The organism is Undibacterium umbellatum (assembly GCF_014284125.1).
GTDB lineage: Bacteria > Pseudomonadota > Gammaproteobacteria > Burkholderiales > Burkholderiaceae_D > Undibacterium > Undibacterium umbellatum.
The window spans coordinates 97,722-118,339 of the sequence record NZ_JACOFX010000008.1 but is presented as its reverse complement, the minus strand read 5'-3'; the positions used below and the strand labels follow the sequence as shown (position 1 = coordinate 118,339).

Genomic DNA, 20,618 nt, shown 5'->3' with positions numbered 1-20,618 from the left:
CGCGATTTTACCTTATTCGGGCGCTCTGATCAGTGATTTGCAGATATCCCAACACCAAGTTTTTCATCTGAGCAAGAAATTCAGGTGCTTGCAGGCTTTGCGGGGACAACATCAGTGTCTGATACAAGACCCCATAGACAGCCGCATGGACTATCGCCGGACTGGTATCTGGATAAGCCGCACGGTCCGAGCTTGCGGCAAAAGCTGACTCCCAGATATCGACAACTTGCCCGTACAGGGCGCTATAGGCTTCCATGTTGGAAATTTGCCGCTCCAGGAAAATCAGAGCAGACCACTCTTCAGTTTTGTCTGCATGCAAAAGAATAATGCGCTCCAGCAGATCCGTTACGATATCTTGCAAGGGCTGACCATGTTGCAACCCTACCCAGATGCGCATCTGGGCTCCAATATTCTTCATGCGCTCATGTATGCAATGCGCCGCTATCGATTTTTTGCCAGGGAAGTATTCATACAAGGTGCCCAGACCCACGCCAGCAACCAGGGCGATATCGCGCATGGTCAGATCGGCATAGCTTTTTTCGACCAAAAGCCGAACAAAGGCATCAAGAATTGCCAATTGTGTCATTTTCGAGCGTTGCTGCACTGGCTTGCGGCGTAATTTCAAAGGGCTGGCAGACTCGCTCATGGTGTTTCTTGTCGGTTAAGGTCGGAGACTAAATTGGCCGCTGAAAAGCGAACATGTTACTTACTTCATCAGACTACACTATTCAGCTGGCTTATTTAATTACACCATATCAATGAGGCTCATATGCAGTGGCAAACCCATGAAATAAGCAATCAGGTCGCAGATCTGCAAGATTACAATATTTTCACTAGTGATACCGTTCTAATGAGTAGTCTGGCGCAGTATCAAGCTGACTGGTATCAAAATACACTGAAAACGTCCGGACAAGAATTAGGAAGCAGCGCAGTGCTGGAAGCTGCTGCACTGTCCAATACGCATTTGCCAGAATTGCATACCCATGACAGACAGGGCAAGCGCATAGACCGGGTAGATTTCCATCCCAGCTGGCATCAATTATTGAGGATATTGCGCAAGCAAGGCCTGCATGCCAGCCCATGGAGCCAGCCGCGCATGGGTGCACATGTTGCCCGTGCTGCTGGCTATTTCATGCAATCGCAGGTGGAATCTGGCTCCCTATGTCCCAGCACCATGACTTTTGCATCCATCCCGGTGCTACAAAACGAAGTGTTCCTCTTCGCGGAACTCAAAGACAAGCTGTACTCGCTGGAACATGATCCACGCGACCTGCCGATAGCACAGAAAAAATCCATCTTGATAGGCATGGGCATGACAGAAAAGCAGGGCGGATCGGATGTGCGCACCAATACCACCACTGCCGTGGCGCTGGGCGTCAATGGACGAGGTCAAGCCTATGCACTGACAGGTCACAAATGGTTTTTCTCAGCCCCCATGTGCGATGCCCATCTGGTCCTGGCCAAGACTGAGACTGGTTTATCCTGTTTTTTCGTGCCTCGCTGGTGTCCTGACGGCAGCAAGAATGCGATCCTGGTACAAAGACTAAAAGACAAACTGGGCAACAAATCAAACTCCAGCAGCGAAGTGGAATTCCATAATGCCTACGGCGTCATGATAGGCAATGAAGGCCGGGGTATACCAACCATCATAGAAATGGCCAACCTGACCCGGCTGGATTGCGTCATCGGCAGCGCTGGCCTGATGCGGCAAGCACTGGTACAAGCCATCCACCATGCGCGTCACCGCACAGCTTTCGGCAAGAAGTTGGTGGATCAACCTTTGATGCGCAATGTGTTGGCTGACCTCGCACTGGAAAGCGAAGCAGCGACACGCCTCATGTTGCACTTGGCTGCTGCAATTGACGCACCAGATGACAACTTGCAACGCGCCTGGAAACGCATCATGACGCCTGCCGCAAAATTCTGGATATGCAAACGCGCACTGGAATTTACTGGTGAATGCATGGAAGTCTGGGGAGGCAATGGCTATGTCGAGACTGGCCCCATGGCAAGGCTGTACCGCGAAGCACCGGTCAACTCTATCTGGGAAGGCTCTGGAAATGTCATGTGCCTGGATGTGCTGCGCGCCATGGATAGAGACCCAGAGGGCTTGCAATTATTGCTGCAATTTTGGAACAGTTCGACATCTGAGCAGGTCAGGCAAATGGTGCAGGAATTAAAAAAAGACCTGGCATTAACAGAATTCAGAGAAAAGAATGCCCGTCGCATTACCCAGAAACTGGTGCTGACAGCCCAGGCTTTCCTGATGAGCGAATATGCTGAAGAAGATGTTGCTATCGCGTTTACTCACAGCCGTATGGATGCTGAATGCGGTCGAGTATATGGAAGTCTGGGTGGCGAGATAAGCAACACCCTACTTGATCATATTATCAGCCGGGCATTTACTGAGTAGAAAATTCATTTGACCTCGGGCTGCCAGACTAATTACTCTGTTTGCGCACCCTGCCTAGGCTCCCTTGCTTTTTCCCTTTCGAGGAAAAGACGATCACGGCTGCGCAACTCATCCCTGAGAGCAGCCACTTCCCTGCTCAAGTGACGGATATCTGCATGCAACTGCTTTTCCAGATTAGCCTCTTCCTCCTCCACAAACAAGGCTGCAATATTCGCCGTTACTATGGAAAACATGGCGTAACCAAGCAATACGATGAAGACGGCAAATATCTTGGATGCAGGGGTAGAAGGAACAATATCTCCATAGCCCACTGTAGCTATCGTAGTAAAAGCCAGCCAGACACCATTCGCATAGCTATGTACATTGGGCTCCAGCCAGTAAAACCCTGCACCTGCAGAACAAAGCATCAGCAAAGCCAGCACGATCATTTGCACTAGATGACTGGGTTTCATATGCTGCAAAACCAGAGTGGCAAGACGCAGCAGAATGACGGCTACCAGCGCTAGTCGCAACACCCATTCGAGCGTACCCGATGCTTCGCCAGTAAAAATAACACTCAGCAAGCAGCCAGTGATGATCATGCCATCCAGTATTAGCTTGCCACTACGCCGTTTTTGACTTCTATTTTTTTGCCATTGGAGACCAGTATCAACAAGCATCAACAATGCTGCAGCCGCATACAGAGTGCGCCCCGCCAGCTCGGCCACGTCAGTGGTGCCACCCAGCACCAAATAGAAGGCGGGGATGGTCAACAATAAGCCGATCAATAACAAAGGTCGGGTAAACCAGGTCCAGAAGCGTTGCGTCACTGGAAATTTCATCGTATTTTCACCAAAAATCTCTTCACGTTAATCACCCGATAGCGCATGTGAAACCCGGATCCAGCCTTATCACTTTTTGGCAATCATCAATGAAAAAATTGAGCACGTCTTGTGATGGCGCAAATTTTGTAGAAATTCGAAGAATAAACGGGAGAAAATGCGGCAAAAAAAATAAGGCGGGCAAATTAAGCCATGCCATAAAACAAAGGCCGCTTGCCTTGAAGACAAAGCGGCTTTTTTTTGCAAGCAGCTGAGAACGCTGCGATTTTAGAAAGCAGCGATACCAGTCTGGGCGCGGCCCAGTATCAGCGCATGGATATCATGTGTACCTTCATAGGTGTTGACGACCTCCAGGTTCACCAGATGACGGGCAATGCCAAATTCATCAGAAATACCATTACCGCCCAGCATATCGCGTGCAGTGCGGGCGATATCCAGAGATTTGCCACAGGAATTACGCTTCATGATGGAAGTGATTTCAACTGCCGCAGTACCTTCATCCTTCATGCGGCCCAGACGCAAACAGCCTTGCAGTGCCAGCGTGATTTCTGTCTGCATGTCTGCCAATTTTTTCTGTATCAGCTGATTCGCAGCCAGTGGGCGGCCAAATTGCAGGCGGTCCATGGTGTATTGACGTGCCGTATGCCAGCAAAATTCTGCCGCACCCAATGCACCCCAGGCGATACCGTAACGGGCTGAATTCAGGCAAGTGAACGGGCCTTTGAGGCCTTCTACATTCGGCATCAGGTTTTCTTCTGGTACAAATACTTCATCCATGACGATTTCGCCAGTGATGGAAGCACGCAAGCCGACCTTGCCATGGATGGCCGGTGCTGTCAGGCCTTTCCAGCCTTTTTCCAGGATAAAGCCACGGATACGGCCATCATCCGTTTTTGCCCAAACCACAAAGACATCAGCGATAGGGCTATTCGTGATCCACATCTTCGCACCACTGAGGGAATAACCACCCGGCACAGTCCTGGCACGGGTCACCATGCTGCCTGGGTCAGAGCCGTGATTAGGCTCGGTCAGGCCAAAGCAGCCTATCCATTCACCCGTTGCCAGCTTGGGCAGGTATTTTTGTTTTTGTGCTTCGCTACCAAATTCATTGATAGGCACCATGACCAGCGAGCTTTGTACGCTCATCATGGAACGGTAACCAGAATCAACACGCTCCACTTCACGCGCCACCAGGCCATAGCAAACATAGTTCAAACCAGCACCGCCGTATTGCGTAGGGATCATGGAACCCAGCAAACCAAGCTCACCCATCTCACGGAAAATGGCTGGATCTGTTTTTTCATGACGGAAAGCTTCCAGTACCCGCGGTGTCAGCTTTTCTTCGCAATAGACACGTGCAGCATCCTGCACCATGCGTTCTTCATCGCTGAGTTGCGAGGACAATAACAAGGGATCTTCCCAACTAAATACAGCCTTGGCCATCTGTTTCTCCTGATTTGAATATGTACCGTTATATATTTATTTACATGCCACTTTCCTACCATAAGAAGTGACATGTCTGGTTTTATGCAGCCTTATTGATGTGGCAAATGCAGCAAGGACAAACCCAGTTGCGCCCTGCGTACCAGCCAGGGGCTGGGGCGATAGCGCGGGTCGCCAGTACTGGCATACAAGTTCCGCAAAACCAATAGTATACGCGAAGTGCCGAGTTTGTCGCCCCAAGCCAGCGGGCCTAACGGATAAGCGAGGCCTAATACCACTGCCTTATCGAGGTCTTGCGGGCTGCAAATACCTTGCTGGGCGATGTCGCTAGCGATATTGATGATGGTCGCCAATATGCGCTGAACAACAAAACCGGCGCTATCCTGTATCAGGCTGACGCCCTGTCCGCTTTTTTGCAGCAGGGACTGGCATTGTGCTGCCAGGTTTGCATCTGTAGCGGGATTCATCATCAGGCTCAGATGTCCCTGGCAAGCAGTCAAGGCATCTATGCCAAGAGTACGGCGGGCATCCAGCCCGGCTCTCGCCACACAGGTGCTGACATCTTCACCGTATGGGCTGACTATACACAGCGCCTCTGCAGATGGCTGCTCACCATTTTCGATAGTAACGCCGCAACGCTCAAACAACGCAAGCAGTGCTGGCACCGCGTCCGCATTTTCCTGGTTGACCCATACTGGCCCTGCCCAGACGGGCTGCTGCTCAGGAACCGGCGGCACTTCCTGGTTACCGTTATAAGAATAGAATCCACGCCCAGTCTTTCGACCCAGCACACCGGCATGTACTCGCTGCGCAGTGATGACACTGGGGCGATAGCGTGGCTCTTCATAATACTGATGATAAATCGCTTCCATGACAGGGTGCGATACATCCAGCCCGGTCAGGTCCAGCAATTCAAACGGCCCCAGCTTGAAGCCTGCGGCTTCACGCATGATCTGGTCGATCTGGCGAAAGCTGGCGACATTCTCTTGCAGGATGCGCAGGGCTTCCGTGCCATAACCGCGCCCAGCATGGTTGACGATAAAGCCCGGCGTATCCTTGGCGCGCACTGGCAAATGCCCGGTTTGCGTGGAGAACGCCATGAGCTGCTCTGCGACCGCAGCATCGGTCAGCAAGCCATCAATGACTTCCACCACCTTCATCAAGGGGACTGGATTAAAGAAATGCAAACCTGCGACACGCTCAGGTATTTTTGTACCTGCCGCAATGGCGGTAACTGACAGGGAGGAAGTATTGGTCACCAGTATGCAAGCGTCGCTGACGATGTCATCAAGTTGCTGGAACAAACCACGTTTGACATCCAGCTTTTCGACAATAGCTTCTACCACCAGGTCACATTGTGCGAGGTCCTGCATGCCATTGACGACTTGCAGGCTTTCTAATGCACGCTGATACTGTTCTGCACTGAGTTTTGCTTTGCTCAGCATTTTTTGCCATTGTTCGGCAATCAACTGACTGGCTTTGCTTGCTGCATCGGCCTGCACGTCAAACAAGAGCACGCTAAAACCTGCCTGCGCAGCAATCTGCGCGATGCCGCGCCCCATGGCACCGGCACCGATAACACCAACAACAGCAATACTGGTCTTCATATTTACTCCGGGACGATGGCGGTGACTTCTATCTCCACCCTGGCTCTGTCTTCTATTAAGCCTGCCACCTGTACTGCTGTCATGGTCGGGTAATGCCGGCCTATGATATCGCGATAGGCTTCGCCAACTTCTTTGTAAGCACCTACATATTCTTTCTTATCGATCACATACCAGGTCATGCGTACGATATGCTCAGGTTTGGCATTTGCCTCTGTCAATACTTCAACGATATTCTGCAAGGCCTGTCTTACCTGGCCCGCGAAATCATTGGTCTGAAAGGCGCATTGCGCATCCCAGCCCACCATGCCACTGACGCATACGGTGCGGCCACTGGCAGAAATGCCATTTGAATAGCCACGTGGTCTGGCCCAGCCTGGAGGTTGCAAAATGTCCATCATCTATCCTCTCATTGATGACTATTCAGCTCCTAAAGTCTGAAAAGTCCATTATATCTATCTAATATTGCAATACTTCAGCATGGCAGTACGCAGTTCATCAGGTATGGCTACCGCCTTGCGCAATTTCAAATCCATCATGACCAGAACCAGCCTGGCTTTCAAGCGAACATCCTGTTGTGGCCCGCTAAAGCAAATTTGCAGTTCAACTGAACTCTTGCCCAGCTTCGTTAAGATCAATTCTGCCAGCAAGCTTTCACCCAGTTCTGCCGGCTTGATGAAATCCGTTTCCAGATGCACGGTCGGTAAACCTATGCCACGCGCAATATGCATTTCATGGAAACTGCAAGCCAGACCTTGCGCGCACCAGTCTTCCACCACACCATTCATCATTTCAAAATAGCGCGGATAAAATACAATACCAGCCGGGTCGCAGTGGGCAAAGCGTATCGGTAATTCAGCGTTAAAGATCATGCCGCAGAAAACTCTTTCAACAATTCACGGCCTATGATCAGTTGCTGCACTTCCGTCGCCCCTTCATAAATACGCAGAGAACGGATTTCACGGTACAAGCGTTCTACCGGTACTTCGCTGACGACACCCAGGCCGCCAAACATCTGCACCGCTGCATCTATCACTTGCTGCGCACCTTCAGTCGCAATCAGTTTGGCCATGGCAGCTTCCTTGGTAACTTTCCTGCCCTGGTCTCTTTGCCAAGCGGCACGGTAAATCAACAGGGCTGAACTATCTATGGTCGTAGCCATCTGAGCCAGCTTGGCCTGCGTCAGTTGGAAATCGGCCAGAGTCTGGCCAAACATCTTGCGCGCCGTTACTCTGTGCATGGCTTCATCCATGGCACGACGGGCAAAGCCAAGCGCAGCACCAGCCACGGACGTGCGGAAGATATCCAGCGTCGCCATTGCTACCTTGAAGCCCTGCCCTGCCTCACCCAAACGCTGTGTTGCCGGGATGCGGCAATTAGTAAACTTCAGGCGCGCCAGCGGATGTGGAGCAATCACATCGATACGTTCGGCAATCTCAAAGCCAGGCAAGTTAGCATCAACGATAAAGGCAGTGATGCCACGCGCACCCGGCGCTTCGCCAGTGCGGGCGAACAATACATAAAAGTCGGCAATGCCGCCGTTGGAAATCCAGGTTTTCTCACCATTCAATATATAGTGACCACCATCAGCATCGTCGACAAATTCTGCCGCACATTGCATGGCTGCCACATCTGAACCTGCTTCAGGCTCGGACAGGGCAAAAGCAGCAATCGCCTCGCCTTTGGCTACCTTGCTCAGATAAGTTTGCTTTTGCGCATCTGTGCCATGCAGGCTGATCGCTCCTGAACCCAGCCCTTGCATGGCAAAGGCAAAATCTGCCAGACCCGAATGACGGGCCAGGGTTTCGCGTATCAGGCAGATGGCACGGGTATCAATGACGTCAGCATTGCCGCCATAGGCACTGCCGCCTATGGCATTCTTGAGCCAGCCAGCCGCGCCTAGCTGCTTGACGAGATTGCGGCAAGCCTGATCGACATCCGCAGCATGATGATCAGGCAGGTTTTCTGCAGACCATGTATCCAGCGTGCGTTGCAATTCACGGTGCTTTTCATCAAAGAAGGGCCAGTCCAAATAGCTAGTGTCAGTCATAATATGCGTCATGCTCAATTCCCTTCAAAAACCGGCTTTTGCCTTGCTACGAAGGCATGGTAGGCACGATGAAAATCATTGGTCATCATGCAGATAGCCTGGGCCTGTGCTTCCGCTTCTATGGCTTCATCGACGCCCATGTTCCATTCCTGCTGCAGCATTTTCTTGGTCATGCCATGAGCAAAATTCGGGCCTTCGGCCAGGTTTTTCGCATAGTCCTGCGCTTCTGCCAGCACATCGTCCGGCGCTGCCAGTCGATTGAAAAACCCCCAGCGCTCTGCTTCTTCGCCTGACATCGAGCGCCCTGTATACAGCAAATCTGATGCTCGCCCCTGTCCTATGATGCGCGGCAAAATGGAGCAGGCACCCATATCGCAACCAGCCAGACCAACCCGGGTGAACAGGAAAGCCGTCTTGCTACGTGCCGTGCCTATGCGAATATCAGAAGCCAGCGCCAGTATTGCACCTGCGCCAGCGCAGACGCCGTCAATCGCAGCAATAATCGGCTGAGGGCAGGCGCGCATGGCCTTAACCAGATCACCCGTCATGCGGGTAAAACTCAGCAGACCTGGCATATCGAGCTTGGTCAGTGGACCGATGATTTCATGCACATCACCGCCAGAACAAAAGTTTTCACCAGCACCGGTAATGACGATGGCCTTGACATCATCGCCATACGACAAAGTACGGAACAGGTCGCGCAACTCTGCATAAGAATCAAAAGTCAGCGGGTTTTTGCGTTCAGGCCGGTTCAGGATGATGGTGGCAACGCCAGCATTGACGGCATAAGTAAAATGCTGTGCTGCATAGTTTGCCAGCTGCTGGCGATTGCCAGGCAAATCCTGGGCTTGTCCGGGTAGATATTTCATATGGATTGTTCCTGCGAAGGTTTGTTGTCCAGGTCGCTATCAGCACCCGGTTCATGCAAATGCGTTTTCACTTGCGACAATAATTCAAATAATTTACTTTTCTGTTCTGCCTGCAAGCCAGAAAACATATCGGCTATCCATGCTTCATGGACAGCCGCCATACGTTTGAAGGCACGACGGCCAGCAGGTGTCAGCTTGACGCTGTAAGCACGTCTATCCTTGAGGTCGGCCACACGGGTCACCAGTTTTTCTTGCTCCAGTTGATCAGTAATGCCAGTGATATTGCCGCCGGTGACCATCATGCGCTTGGACAACTCCCCCATACGCAAGCCTTCGGGATGTCGCTCCAGTTGCGCCATCAGGTCGAAGCGTGGCAAAGTAATACCGAATTCGCTGCGCAGACGGCTGCGAATTTCGCCCTCTATCATCACGGTGCAAGACAGCATGCGCAACCACAGTCGCAAGGACTGATGGTCATCTTGCGTCAGGCGGGTTTCCATGTCGAACACTGGGTTGCTGTCTTCTTTCATACCTGATCTTGTTTGTTGCTCTGATTTCATCACATGACTTCGCCACCAGCTACGGCTATAGACTGCCCATTCATCGCCGATGCGCCATCCATGCATAGCCACAGCACTGCATCTGCCACTTCTTGCGGCTGTACCAGGCGTTTTTGCGGATTGCCCGCAGCCAGTTCAGCTTTCGCCTGTTCTTCAGTACGGCCAGTTTTGGCGACGATCTTGGCAACTGCCTCTTTCACGATATCGGTTTCGGTGTAACCAGGGCAAACCGCATTCACGGTCACGCCTTTCGCCGCGACTTCCAGCGCCACTGCCCGCGTCAGGCCTATTACGCCATGTTTGGCAGCGCAATAGGCAGAGACATAGGCATATCCCTTCAAACCCGCCGTGCTGACCACATTGACGATACGGCCCCAGCCCGCTTCCAGCATCGCTGGCAAAGCCTGTTGCATGCAAATGAAGCTGCCGTTCAGGTTCACGTCCAGCATGCTTTGCCACAAGTTGGCATCAGTTTTCAGAAAAGAAGCTGACCTGGCTTGTCCAGCATTATTGATGAGGATGTCGATACGACCATCCCTGCCTTGCGATAATTGAAAAGCTGCCTGCACTGATTGCACATCGCTAACATCCATGACGACATACTGCACTTTGGCATGGATCAGCGAAGCCACAGCCTCCTGCAAGGTCGCTTCACTACGGCCTGCCAGTGTTACTGTCGCCCCTTCAATGAGCAAGGCTTGCGCTATCGCCAGGCCTATACCTTTGCTGCCACCAGTAACCAGCGCATGCCTGCCTTGCAAACGTTCCTGATACGCTGTCATGCTCATCCTTCCAGCAATTTGGCAGCAACTTGCTGCGGCGTCAGACCGGCGCTGGCTGCGGCGACTTGCCTTTCACGTTCCAGATTGCGTTCCAGTTGCATTTTCCCTGCCACATATTGCTTGGGCCAGGGCATATCGACAAAGCCCAGTTTGGCTGCCTCATGCAAAGTCCAGGCAGGGTCAGCCAGGTGTGGCCTGGCGATGGCACACAAGTCAGCACGGCCAGCAGCGATGATGCTGTTTGCATGATCAGCCTCAAAAATCGCACCGACAGCGATGGTGGGGATTTGTGCTTCATTGCGTATGCGGTCAGCAAACGGCGTCTGGAACATACGGCCATAGACAGGTTTTTCCTGCTTGCTGACCTGTCCGGATGAACAATCTATCATGTCGGCACCTGCTACCTTGAACAGCCTGGCGATGGCGACTGCATCATCAGGCGTAATCCCGCCCTCCACCCAGTCATGTGCAGATATACGCACGGAGATGGGTTTATCAGCAGGCCAGACTGCACGTATGGCGGCAAACACTTCCAGCGGATAACGGCAACGGTTTTCCAGTGAACCACCGTATTCATCTTCACGCTGATTGGTCAGTGGCGAAATGAAGCTTGATAAGAGGTAACCGTGGGCGCAATGCAGCTCCAGCCAGTCAAAGCCTGCCTCTGCTGCTGCTCTGGTCGAATGGATAAAATCATTTTTTATCCGCTGCATATCTGCCGCTGTGGCAGCGTGCGCAACTTGCGAAATGCCCGGCAGGTATTGCTGCTCTGACGCTGACACCAGCGGCCAATTACCTTCTTTCAATGGCTGATCTGTTCCCTCCCAGGCTACGCAGGTGGAACCTTTGGCCCCGGCATGGCCTAGCTGCACAGCAATCCTGGCATCAGTATTGGTGTGGACAAAATCGACGATGCGCTTCCAGGCTTGTGTATGTTCAGGTGCATACAGGCCAGGGCAAGCTGGCGTGATGCGGGCATCGGCAGAAACACAAGTCATCTCGGCAAACACCAGGCCCGCACCGCCCATGGCCCGGCTACCCAGGTGCACCAGATGATAATCACCAGCCACACCATCGACCGCTGAGTATTGCGCCATCGGTGAGACGACTACGCGATTTTTCAATACCATGTCGCGCAGCTTGTAAGGCGTCAGCATGGGTGGAATCGCTGCTTTTGTTTTGGGTACTGGCAAGCCAGCTTTAGCATACGCCTGTTCTGCTATCCAGTGTTCAAAACTACGTACATAGGTCGCATCCCTTACTCGCAGGTTTTCATGCGACAAACGCTGGCTGCGTGTCAGCATGGAATAGGCAAACTGTGGTGCTTCCATGTCGGTATAGCGCTCAACATTCTCAAACCATTCCATGGAATTGCGGGCAGCGCTTTGTATCTTAAGAACTTCAATAGAACGTAAGTCCTGATAGGCTTCCAGCACGGCATCCATGCCTTGCTCGCCATGCTTTTCAAAACTGCGTGCCAGCTCTATGGCATCTTCCAATGCCAGCTTGGTGCCTGAGCCTATCGAGAAATGCGCAGTATGAGCAGCGTCACCCATCAAGACGACTGGCACGCGTTTATTGTTCAACTGGTTCCAGTGCACCCAGTTCTTGCAGATAATGCGTGGGAACTTGATCCAGTTGGCCGAGCCACGCAAATGCGTCGCATTTGACATCAAGGCATTGCCATCCAGGTATTTGGCGAACAGGTTTTCACAAAAAGCGATGGCTTCTTCCTGACTCATTTTATCTATGCCAGCCTTGATCCATGTCTCTTCTGGTGTTTCGACGATAAAGGTCGCAGTATCGCCATCATACTGATAGGCATGTGCCTGGAACCAGCCATGCTCGGTTTCTTCAAAGGCAAAGGTAAAGGCCGAGAACAGTTTTTTGGTACCCAGCCAGACGAAACGGCATTTGCGTGTATCGATATCAGGCTGGTAGCTTTGCTCATAGCGTGTGCGCACTCGGCTGTTCAAGCCATCGCAGGCGATAACAAGATCAGCACCATATTCCAGCGCCAATGTCTGGTCGTCTGTAACGTCGGTTTCAAACACCAGCTTGACATCCAGTTCTTCACAACGCTCTTGCAGGATATTCAGCAAACGCTTGCGGCCTATGCCGCAAAAACCGTGACCACCGGAGGTAACAACCTGCCCCTTGAAATGCGTGTCGATATCATCCCAGTGATTAAAGGACTGCAAGATGGAACGGGCGGTCTGTTCATCTGCATTCACCAGATTACCCAGGGTCTGGTCAGAAAACACCACGCCCCAGCCAAAGGTATCGTAAGCACGATTGCGTTCGACGATGGTGATCTGGTGCGCAGGGTTTTGCTTTTTCATCAGCAGGCTGAAGTACAGGCCAGCCGGGCCACCGCCTATGCATAGGATGTTCATTAATATACCTTGAAGAATAAATTTCTACTTTGAGCAATTCGCGAGCCGAGCGATGCCTTACTGCATTTTGCAAGAGGCTACATAGGCATCGGGATGATTAGTGAACACCGGACTCAAAGTTTTGTTGGTCACCCTGCCCTGACCATCCTTGCTGATGATGCGTGCATAATAATTTTGCACAGGGTAGTGATTGCTGTTGAACTTGAAGTCACCACGCACAGATTTGAAGTTGGCAGCCTTGATGGCTTTGCCCAAAGCGTCCTTGTCTTCTATCTTGCCCTTGACGCCGCGTACGGCACTATCCATCAACATGGCGGCGTCATAACCTTGTGATGCATACAGCGATGGCAGGCGGCCATATTCTTTCAGGAAGTCGGCAACGAAACGCTTGTTTTGTGGGTTATCCATATCATGCCCCCACTGCGAGGCATTGAACATGCCCAGCATGGGTGCGCCTACTGCCTTGATGATGTCTTCGTCGGCAGAAAAGCCTGGGCCGAAGAGCTGGGCGTTCTTGGATAAACCGGCATCCACAAACTGCTTGATGAAATTGATGCCCATGCCACCTGGCAGAAAGATATACACGGCATCAGGTTTCAGGTTGCGTATCTGCGCCAGTTCAGTCGCGTAATCAAGCTGACCCAGTTTGGTATAAATTTCTTCAGCAACCTTGCCCTTATAATAGCGCTTGAAACCAGTCAGAGCGTCTTTGCCAGCCGGATAATTTGGTGCAACCAGCGCAACATTCTTAAAGCCCTTGTCATTGACCTGTTTGCCGACAGCTTCATGCAGGCTGTCGTTTTGCCAGGCCACATTAAAGAAGTAAGGATTACATTGCTCACCCGCATATTGAGACGGGCCAGCATTGGCACTGATGTAATGCACTTTGGCACCAAAAATTGTTGGCCCCACTGCCAGCATCAGATTGGAAAACACGATACCGGTCATCAAATCGACCTTGTCCTTCTTGATGAGCTTGTCCACCAGTTGTTTGGTCGCATCAGGATTTTGCTGATCATCGCCCGTGATGACTTCGACTGGCAAATTGCCGAATTTATTGTCCAGATGCTTCATTGCCAGGGAAAAGCCATCGCGTATATCAACACCCAGGCCAGCGCCCGCACCAGACAAGGTGGTGACCATGCCTACTTTGACTTTGTCTGCAGCGAAAGCACAATTCGCATTGGTCGCAGCAATACTGGACAACAACAAACACAGCAAGGTCTTTTTCACGGACGTCTCCTTCGGGTTAATGGGCATGGGCAAATCTTTTGTATCTGATACTTGATATTTAATACTTAGCTGGCAGCAGGTGTACGCAATTTATAGCGTTGCAGTTTGCCAGTTTCAGTTCTCGGCAAGCTCGCCATGAATTCTATGGCGCGCGGGTACTTGTAGGGGGCAATACTATTCTTGACGAAATCCTGGATTTCCTTGCTCAGCTCTGCTGATGCCTGTGCATCACCTTTCAATACGACAAAGGCCTTGACGATCTGGCCGCGCTCTTCATCAGCCAGGCCTATGACTGCACATTCAGACACTGCGGGATGCTTTAGCAAGGCTTCTTCCACCTCAGGGCCTGCAATGTTATAGCCAGCAGAAATAATCATGTCGTCAGTGCGGGCGCGATACCAGAAGTAACCGTCGGCATCCATCTCATAGGCATCGCCTGTCAGGTTCCAGCCCTGGTGGACATAATTTTTTTGCCTGTCATCTGCCAGATAACGGCAACCAGTCGGCCCCTTGACTGCCAGGCGACCAACCACACCGGGGCCAGCCATGTCGCCATGCTCATCAAATATACAAGCCTGGTAGCCGGGTATGGGCTTGCCGGTTGCCCCTGCCCGCGCCTCATCGCCTGCCGCAGAAATAAAGATATGCAGCATCTCGGTCGCGCCTATGCCATCTATCATGACGAGGCCAGTCGCCTGACGCCAGGCTTCACGGGTCGCAGCGGGCAAGGCTTCACCGGCAGAAACAGTTTTCTTGAGGCTGGATAAATCAAAATTCTTTGCCAGCGTGGCCATCTGGCGATAAAAGGTTGGTGCAGTAAAACATACCGTAGCCTTGAATTCGTCTATGGCTTTCAGCAAGGATTCTGGTGTCAGTTTTTCCAGCAAGACCGCTGCTGCACCCACGCGCAAAGGGAATAGCAGCAAACCACCAAGGCCAAAAGTAAACGCCAGTGGTGGCGTGCCTATGAAAATATCGCTTTGCGCAGACTGCAGGGTAGAACGTGGGAAACAATCGCAGATCGCCAATACATCCCTATGGAAATGCATGGTGCCCTTGGGCATGCCGGTCGTGCCAGAGGTAAAACTGATGAGGCAGACATCTTCGGCCAGCGTATCGGCAGCAGCAAATTCAGGCGATTTACCAGCCATGAGCGCTTCCAGGCCATCATCGCCCTGATGATTGAAGTACATCACCTGCGTCAATATGGGATTGGCTTGTACTGCCAGCTCCATCTCTTCACGCAGATTTTCTGAGCAGAGTGCAGCCGCAATTTCAGCTTTATTCGCGATCACGCCCAATTCTTTGGCGCGTAGCAAGGGCATGGTAGGCACGGCTATGCAACCCGCTTTGATGACAGCCAGTACACTGGCAGCCATCATGGGATTATTAGCACCGCGCAACAAGACCCTGTTACCGGGCTGCAAATGCATATCTTCGAGCAAGACATGGGATATACGATTGACAGTAGCCAGCAGATGGGAATAAGTCCAGCTTTCTGTCTGGCTGCGAATAGCGATACTGTCCGCATGGCCAGTTGCACACATCTTGTCGAGCAGGTCAGCGACACAATTCAGGCGTTCGGGGTATTGCAACTCAGGCAAAGAAAAAATCAGCTCAGGCCATTGCTCGCGTGGCGGCAGGTGATCAAAAGCAAAGGTATCCAGATGGGCAGACCCTGGTAGCACAGTTGAATTCATTTCTTCTCCGGCTTTGGTACACAATATAGATACAGCAACCCCGAAAACACCAAACTACTTTAAACCTAAACTATTTTTAGGTAAAGTGTTTTTTTGCATCAAAATCCAGTTTTCCTCAAAGAAAATATTTTCAATTGCTTCGCTTATAGTATATTTTAGGCCTAAAGTAATTTCACATCTGCACCACCATCAGCATTTAGGGATCAGGGGATGAATATCACGCTTTTGCTTGAACACGGCTTAAACGGCTTGCAATTTGGCCTCATGCTTTTCCTGCTGGCAGCGGGGCTGACGCTGATCTTTGGCATCATGGATTTCATCAACCTCGCCCATGGCTCTCTTTACATGGCAGGTGCTTATTTCGCCGCCAGCTTTACCGGCATGACAGGTTCTTTCTGGCTAGGCCTGCTGGCTGCGGTGATAGCGACCGCACTGCTGGGCGTAATATTGGAAGTAGTGGTCTTCCGGCATTTATACCAGCGCGATCATTTATCCCATGTACTGGCAACTTTTGCATTGATACTGATTTTTAACGAGGGTGCGCGCATGATCTGGGGTGCGCAACCACTGATGCTGAATATTCCACCGCAGTTGGCACAACCAGTGGAGTTACTGCCTGACTTCTTTTACTCATCTTTCCGCCTGTTCATCATTGCCACCGGTTTGGCTGTGGCTGGTCTGCTGTATTTTGTCGTCACCAAAACCCGCATAGGCATGCTGGTGCGGGCGGGTGCATCGAACCGGGAAATGGCCATCACCATGGGCATCAATATCAAGCTGGTGTTCACCCTGTTGTTTGCCTTTGGTGCAGCCTTGTGCGCCATCGCAGGTGCATTGTTAGGCTCCATACTGGCGGTACAGGTGGGCATGGGTGAAAGTATCTTGATACTGGCGTTTGTGGTCATTGTCATTGGTGGCATAGGCTCGATACGCGGCGCGCTGGTAGGTGCCTTGCTGGTAGGCCTGGTCGATACCCTGAGCAAAACCTTGCTGCCCGGTGCGCTGAAGCTGTTGATGCCACTGGAAATAGCAGCCAATCTTGGCCCTGCCCTGGCATCGATACTGATTTATGTATTGATGGCAGCCGTGCTGTTCTATAAACCACAGGGCCTGTTCCCTGCACGCGGCTAAACAATAAAAAGGTCAATCATGCAGAGCAGCCTACATCACAGCATATCGCGCAAGTCCAGCATTGGCATCTTGTGCGCGCTGATTGTCTTCCCCCTGCTGGCGACTTACTTCGCCCAGGAATTTTACATAGGCTTGCTAAGTCGGCTGATGATTTTTGCCTTGGTGGCCAGCAGCCTGAATTTGATACTGGGTTTTGGCGGCATGATCAGTCTGGGGCATGCTGCCTTCTTTGGCAGTGGCGCTTATGTAGTGGGCATCCTGATGCAGCATGGAGTCACGTCTGCCTGGATAAGCTGGCCAGCGGCGATGCTGACTGGCTTTTTGCTGGCACTGGCGACAGGTAGTGTCTCACTTAGGACGCGCGGCGTATATTTCATCATGATCACGCTGGCATTCGCACAGATGCTGTACTTCTTGTTTGTATCACTGAAAAATTATGGCGGTGATGATGGACTGAGCCTGGCGCAACGTTCGGCGACCGGGCTAGACATGGCTAATGACAGCAATTTTTATTATCTGGTGTTGGCCATCTGCACTACATTTCTTTTTGTGCTTTACCGGCTGATCAACTCGCACTTTGGGCGAGTGATACAAGCCATCAAGGAAAATGAAACCCGCATGGAAGCCATAGGTTATCCGGTATTTCGCTACAAGCTGCTGTGCTTCGCAATTGCAGGCAGCGTCGCCAGTCTGGCAGGTGCCCTGCTGGCAAACCAGAACATGCTGGTCAGTCCCAATCTTTTGCACTGGACGCAATCCGGCAGCCTGATGGTGATGGTGATACTCGGTGGTGTAGGTTACCTGTCAGGTGGCATCCTGGGTGCGGTATTCATGTTGATGCTGGAAGAGATCCTGTCTGGCTACACCATACACTGGCAGTTATATCTGGGCATTATCCTGCTGCTGGTCGTCATGCTCTTGCCAAATGGATTGGCCAGCCTGCCACAAAAATTCATGTCCGCGAAAAAAACTCAAGGGGATCAGGCATGAGCGTGTTACAGCTAAAAGGCCTGGTCAAACGCTATGGTGGTCTGGTCGCAACCAACAATCTGAGCCTGGATGTATTACCTGGAGAAATCCACGCCATCATAGGCCCGAATGGTGCAGGCAAGACGACGCTGATACACCAGATATCCGGTGCCATTGCACCAAACCAGGGACAGATTATTTTCAATGGTGAGGATGTTACTGGCGTCAGCATGCATGAACGCGTCAAACTTGGACTGGCACGCTCTTACCAGATCACAAATATCTTCCCGTCATTTACTGTCATCGACAATCTGAGTCTGGCAATACAGGCACGTTCAGGCAGCAGCATGCGCTTCTGGCGCAAGGCGATAGATGAACAGGCACTTTCTGAACAAGCCCGCCAACTCGCCAGCGATATAGGTCTGGCAGAAGTAGTAAATAACAAGGCTTGTGAACTCGCGCATGGAGAGCAACGCCAACTGGAATTGGGATTAACTCTGGCGACACAACCCCAACTGCTCTTGCTGGATGAACCCATGGCAGGAACCGGACATGAAGAGTCAGGCAAGATGCTGGAACTGATCGCAGCCCTGCGTGGCAAGGCAGCAGTGATCTTGATCGAGCATGATATGGATGCCGTCTTCAAACTGGCTGACCGCATATCTGTCTTGGTAGCAGGTTCCATTATCGCCACTGGCACGGCAGAGCAGATACGTCAGAATCCGGAAGTCAAGAAAGCTTACCTTGGCGATGAAGCGGACATAGCATTCAAGGAAGTCGCATGAAGACCATACTGGAAGTCGAGCATATCGCCACTGCTTACGGTCACAGTCAGGTGTTGTTTGGCATAGACCTGCAAATCCGCCAGGGTGAAGTCGCCAGCCTGCTCGGGCGCAATGGCGCAGGCAAGACCACGACCTTGCGCTCAATACTGGGCCTGACACCTGCCCATAGCGGCAATATAAGCTTCATGGGCAAGCGCATAGAAAAAATGACGACAGATAAAATCGCCAGGATGGGCATAGCCCTGGTGCCGGAAGGCAGGCAAATTTTTCCTAACCTGACCGTTAAGGAAAACCTGGTCGCCTTTGCTGCCAACCGCAATCAAAGCAAATCGCCGTGGAGCCTGAAAGAGATTTATCAGCTGTTCCCACGTCTGGCCGAGCGTGCAGGCAATATGGGTAACCAGTTATCTGGTGGCGAACAGCAAATGCTGGCCATCTCACGCGCCTTGATGACCAACCCGCATTTACTGATACTGGATGAAGCGACTGAAGGTTTGTCACCACTGGTGCGCGAAGAAATCTGGGCTTGTCTCAGAAAACTGCGTGACCAGGGGCAAACCACGCTGGTCATTGATAAATATGTAGAAAAACTCATGCCCCTTGCCGACCAGCACAGCATCATGGAGCGCGGCAAGATAGTCTGGCATGGCAATAGCGAGAGTCTCACGCAATCACCCGAGACCTGGCAGAAATATGTGGGTGTTTAGAATTGGCATTTAAAATTGATAGCGTGCCTGCACGCCCAGACCCAGTACCTTAGCGCTACTCAAGTTCAGATTATCTGTCTGCAAATGCACACCCACGAACTGATTGCTCCAGCCTATACCTACTGATTTGTAGCGCGTATCAAAGCTCGCATCAAAACGACCATAGGCAGAATGATTGGCGACACTCAACACTGGCAGATTGACGCCGTAAAAATGCCGGACTTGCGCGGCAAATTCCCATTGCTGGTGTTGGTAAGCGAGTCGCGCAGTGTGCGTTTGTGGCACGGAGATTGAGCGTGTCCTTTGACGATTTACACCTTGCAGCAAAGGCTGATAGTTCAAATACCCCTTGCTGTCATATTGCACAACGGCAGAACTCAGGCTTTGCTGCAGCTCTGGCAAATTTTTCCAGGCAAAGCGGTTGTATGCATCTTCCAGTTGATATTGCATACGCCATGCCGGATTGATTTGCCAATCCATGGCAAGACTGGAACTATAGCCTCTGGCCTCCGGCTCAAATTGCTGGAACAAATATTGGTAACGGCTGTTCACATCCAGCTCGCTCGCAGAAAAACTGTAATGTTGGTTATCGACATAACTGGCCGCACCTGTTGCCTGCGTAGCGCGGTACTGCGGGTTCATATAATACACGGCACTGGCAAAGAAGCGTGGCTGATATTCACCACCAAAAGCGAACCAGCGCCCTGCCCGCAAACCAAAGCCTGACCAGCTTTCCAGTTGTGCATCCAGTTGATAATTAACAGCTTGTTGTGGCAAACCAGCTTGCTTATATGCTTTCACAAAAGCCAGGGTAGATGAACTGGCTTTGAGCATGCCTTCCTGGCGGGCTTCCAGATTCAAGCGCCACTCTTTGTATCCTACACCCAGTTCTGCCCGCAAACGCCGCAGACTGAAATTCGGACCATCTTTGGGAGAAAAATCTGTATTCCAGTCGCCCTCGATTTTGCGGGTGGGCATGAAGTCGGATGCTTCCCACAAATCCAGATTGGAAAATACCTGCCAGCCCTCATCACTCTTTTGTGGGGCAAGCACATCCAAAGCATATGCCTGTTGGCTTAGTGATGCGCAGAATAGGGAAAATATGAGGCGGGATGAAAACATGGGCTACTCAAAAAAATAGCCCGCTGGCATGCA

At 51.6% G+C, this 20,618-nt stretch carries 19 protein-coding genes; 5 read left to right on the top strand and 14 right to left on the bottom strand.

Features of this window, described 5'->3' with window-relative positions:
• Positions 1-7: 7 nt before the first annotated feature.
• Complete coding sequence (locus H8L47_RS16115) at positions 8-646, bottom strand: TetR/AcrR family transcriptional regulator (RefSeq protein ID WP_186954614.1); 639 nt, start codon at positions 644-646, stop codon at positions 8-10.
• A 123-nt stretch (positions 647-769) separates the two neighbouring features.
• Here H8L47_RS16115 and H8L47_RS16110 point away from each other — a divergent pair, with 123 nt between their 5' ends.
• Positions 770-2,413 carry an isovaleryl-CoA dehydrogenase gene (locus tag H8L47_RS16110; RefSeq protein WP_186954613.1) on the top strand — a complete coding sequence of 548 codons (1,644 nt, stop codon included), beginning with the start codon at positions 770-772 and terminating at the stop codon, positions 2,411-2,413.
• Positions 2,414-2,445: 32 nt separating this feature from the next.
• On the opposite strand, the gene H8L47_RS16105 is transcribed toward H8L47_RS16110, so the two are convergent.
• The 12 genes from H8L47_RS16105 to H8L47_RS16050 all read right to left on the bottom strand — a co-directional run bounded on the left by H8L47_RS16105 (position 2,446) and on the right by H8L47_RS16050 (position 15,871).
• A complete protein-coding gene (locus H8L47_RS16105; protein WP_186954612.1) occupies positions 2,446-3,234 on the bottom strand; it encodes a potassium channel family protein in 789 nt (262 codons plus the stop codon).
• 267 nt (positions 3,235-3,501) lie between these two features.
• Positions 3,502-4,677 carry an acyl-CoA dehydrogenase gene (locus H8L47_RS16100; protein ID WP_186954611.1) on the bottom strand — a complete coding sequence of 392 codons (1,176 nt, stop codon included), beginning with the start codon at positions 4,675-4,677 and terminating at the stop codon, positions 3,502-3,504.
• Positions 4,678-4,769: 92 nt separating this feature from the next.
• Positions 4,770-6,284 (bottom strand): 3-hydroxyacyl-CoA dehydrogenase, encoded by a 1,515-nt coding sequence (locus H8L47_RS16095; RefSeq protein ID WP_186954610.1) that lies wholly within the window; start codon positions 6,282-6,284, stop codon positions 4,770-4,772.
• A 2-nt stretch (positions 6,285-6,286) separates the two neighbouring features.
• On the bottom strand, positions 6,287-6,679 hold the full coding sequence (locus tag H8L47_RS16090) for a RidA family protein (RefSeq protein ID WP_186954609.1): 393 nt from the start codon (positions 6,677-6,679) through the stop codon (positions 6,287-6,289).
• A 57-nt stretch (positions 6,680-6,736) separates the two neighbouring features.
• Positions 6,737-7,153: an acyl-CoA thioesterase gene (locus H8L47_RS16085; RefSeq protein WP_186954608.1), complete on the bottom strand. Its 417-nt coding sequence runs from the start codon at positions 7,151-7,153 to the stop codon at positions 6,737-6,739.
• The gene (locus H8L47_RS16080) at positions 7,150-8,331 is read right to left on the bottom strand and encodes an acyl-CoA dehydrogenase family protein (RefSeq protein ID WP_186954716.1); all 1,182 of its coding nucleotides are present in this window, start codon (positions 8,329-8,331) and stop codon (positions 7,150-7,152) included. Before H8L47_RS16080 ends, H8L47_RS16085 begins: the two co-directional genes overlap by 4 nt.
• Before the next feature lie 14 nt (positions 8,332-8,345).
• Complete coding sequence (locus tag H8L47_RS16075; RefSeq protein WP_186954607.1) at positions 8,346-9,200, bottom strand: enoyl-CoA hydratase family protein; 855 nt, start codon at positions 9,198-9,200, stop codon at positions 8,346-8,348.
• Positions 9,197-9,730, bottom strand: a complete 534-nt coding sequence (locus tag H8L47_RS16070) for a MarR family winged helix-turn-helix transcriptional regulator (protein WP_230413776.1) — start codon at positions 9,728-9,730, stop codon at positions 9,197-9,199. Before H8L47_RS16070 ends, H8L47_RS16075 begins: the two co-directional genes overlap by 4 nt.
• 29 nt (positions 9,731-9,759) lie before the next feature.
• On the bottom strand, positions 9,760-10,542 hold the full coding sequence (locus tag H8L47_RS16065; protein ID WP_230413775.1) for an SDR family NAD(P)-dependent oxidoreductase: 783 nt from the start codon (positions 10,540-10,542) through the stop codon (positions 9,760-9,762).
• A gap of 2 nt (positions 10,543-10,544) precedes the next feature.
• Positions 10,545-12,938: a bifunctional salicylyl-CoA 5-hydroxylase/oxidoreductase gene (locus tag H8L47_RS16060; RefSeq protein ID WP_186954604.1), complete on the bottom strand. Its 2,394-nt coding sequence runs from the start codon at positions 12,936-12,938 to the stop codon at positions 10,545-10,547.
• A gap of 57 nt (positions 12,939-12,995) precedes the next feature.
• Positions 12,996-14,198 carry an ABC transporter substrate-binding protein gene (locus tag H8L47_RS16055; protein WP_186954603.1) on the bottom strand — a complete coding sequence of 401 codons (1,203 nt, stop codon included), beginning with the start codon at positions 14,196-14,198 and terminating at the stop codon, positions 12,996-12,998.
• A 38-nt stretch (positions 14,199-14,236) separates the two neighbouring features.
• Positions 14,237-15,871, bottom strand: a complete 1,635-nt coding sequence (locus H8L47_RS16050) for an AMP-binding protein (protein WP_186954602.1) — start codon at positions 15,869-15,871, stop codon at positions 14,237-14,239.
• A gap of 210 nt (positions 15,872-16,081) precedes the next feature.
• On the opposite strand from H8L47_RS16050, the gene H8L47_RS16045 reads away from it, so the two are divergent.
• Genes H8L47_RS16045 through H8L47_RS16030 form a run of 4 tightly spaced genes read left to right on the top strand, consistent with a single transcriptional unit; the run spans position 16,082 to position 19,463 of the window.
• Entirely contained in the window at positions 16,082-17,002 is a 921-nt protein-coding gene (locus H8L47_RS16045; protein ID WP_186954601.1) for a branched-chain amino acid ABC transporter permease, read from the top strand.
• Positions 17,003-17,020: 18 nt separating this feature from the next.
• Complete coding sequence (locus H8L47_RS16040) at positions 17,021-17,992, top strand: branched-chain amino acid ABC transporter permease (protein WP_186954600.1); 972 nt, start codon at positions 17,021-17,023, stop codon at positions 17,990-17,992.
• Entirely contained in the window at positions 17,989-18,756 is a 768-nt protein-coding gene (locus H8L47_RS16035) for an ABC transporter ATP-binding protein (RefSeq protein WP_186954599.1), read from the top strand. The genes H8L47_RS16040 and H8L47_RS16035 overlap by 4 nt, the downstream gene beginning before the upstream one ends.
• Complete coding sequence (locus tag H8L47_RS16030) at positions 18,753-19,463, top strand: ABC transporter ATP-binding protein (protein WP_186954598.1); 711 nt, start codon at positions 18,753-18,755, stop codon at positions 19,461-19,463. The genes H8L47_RS16035 and H8L47_RS16030 overlap by 4 nt, the downstream gene beginning before the upstream one ends.
• A 9-nt stretch (positions 19,464-19,472) precedes the next feature.
• Here H8L47_RS16030 and H8L47_RS16025 read toward each other — a convergent pair whose 3' ends face one another.
• Positions 19,473-20,585, bottom strand: a complete 1,113-nt coding sequence (locus H8L47_RS16025; protein ID WP_186954597.1) for a hypothetical protein — start codon at positions 20,583-20,585, stop codon at positions 19,473-19,475.
• Between the last annotated feature and the right edge of the window lie 33 nt (positions 20,586-20,618).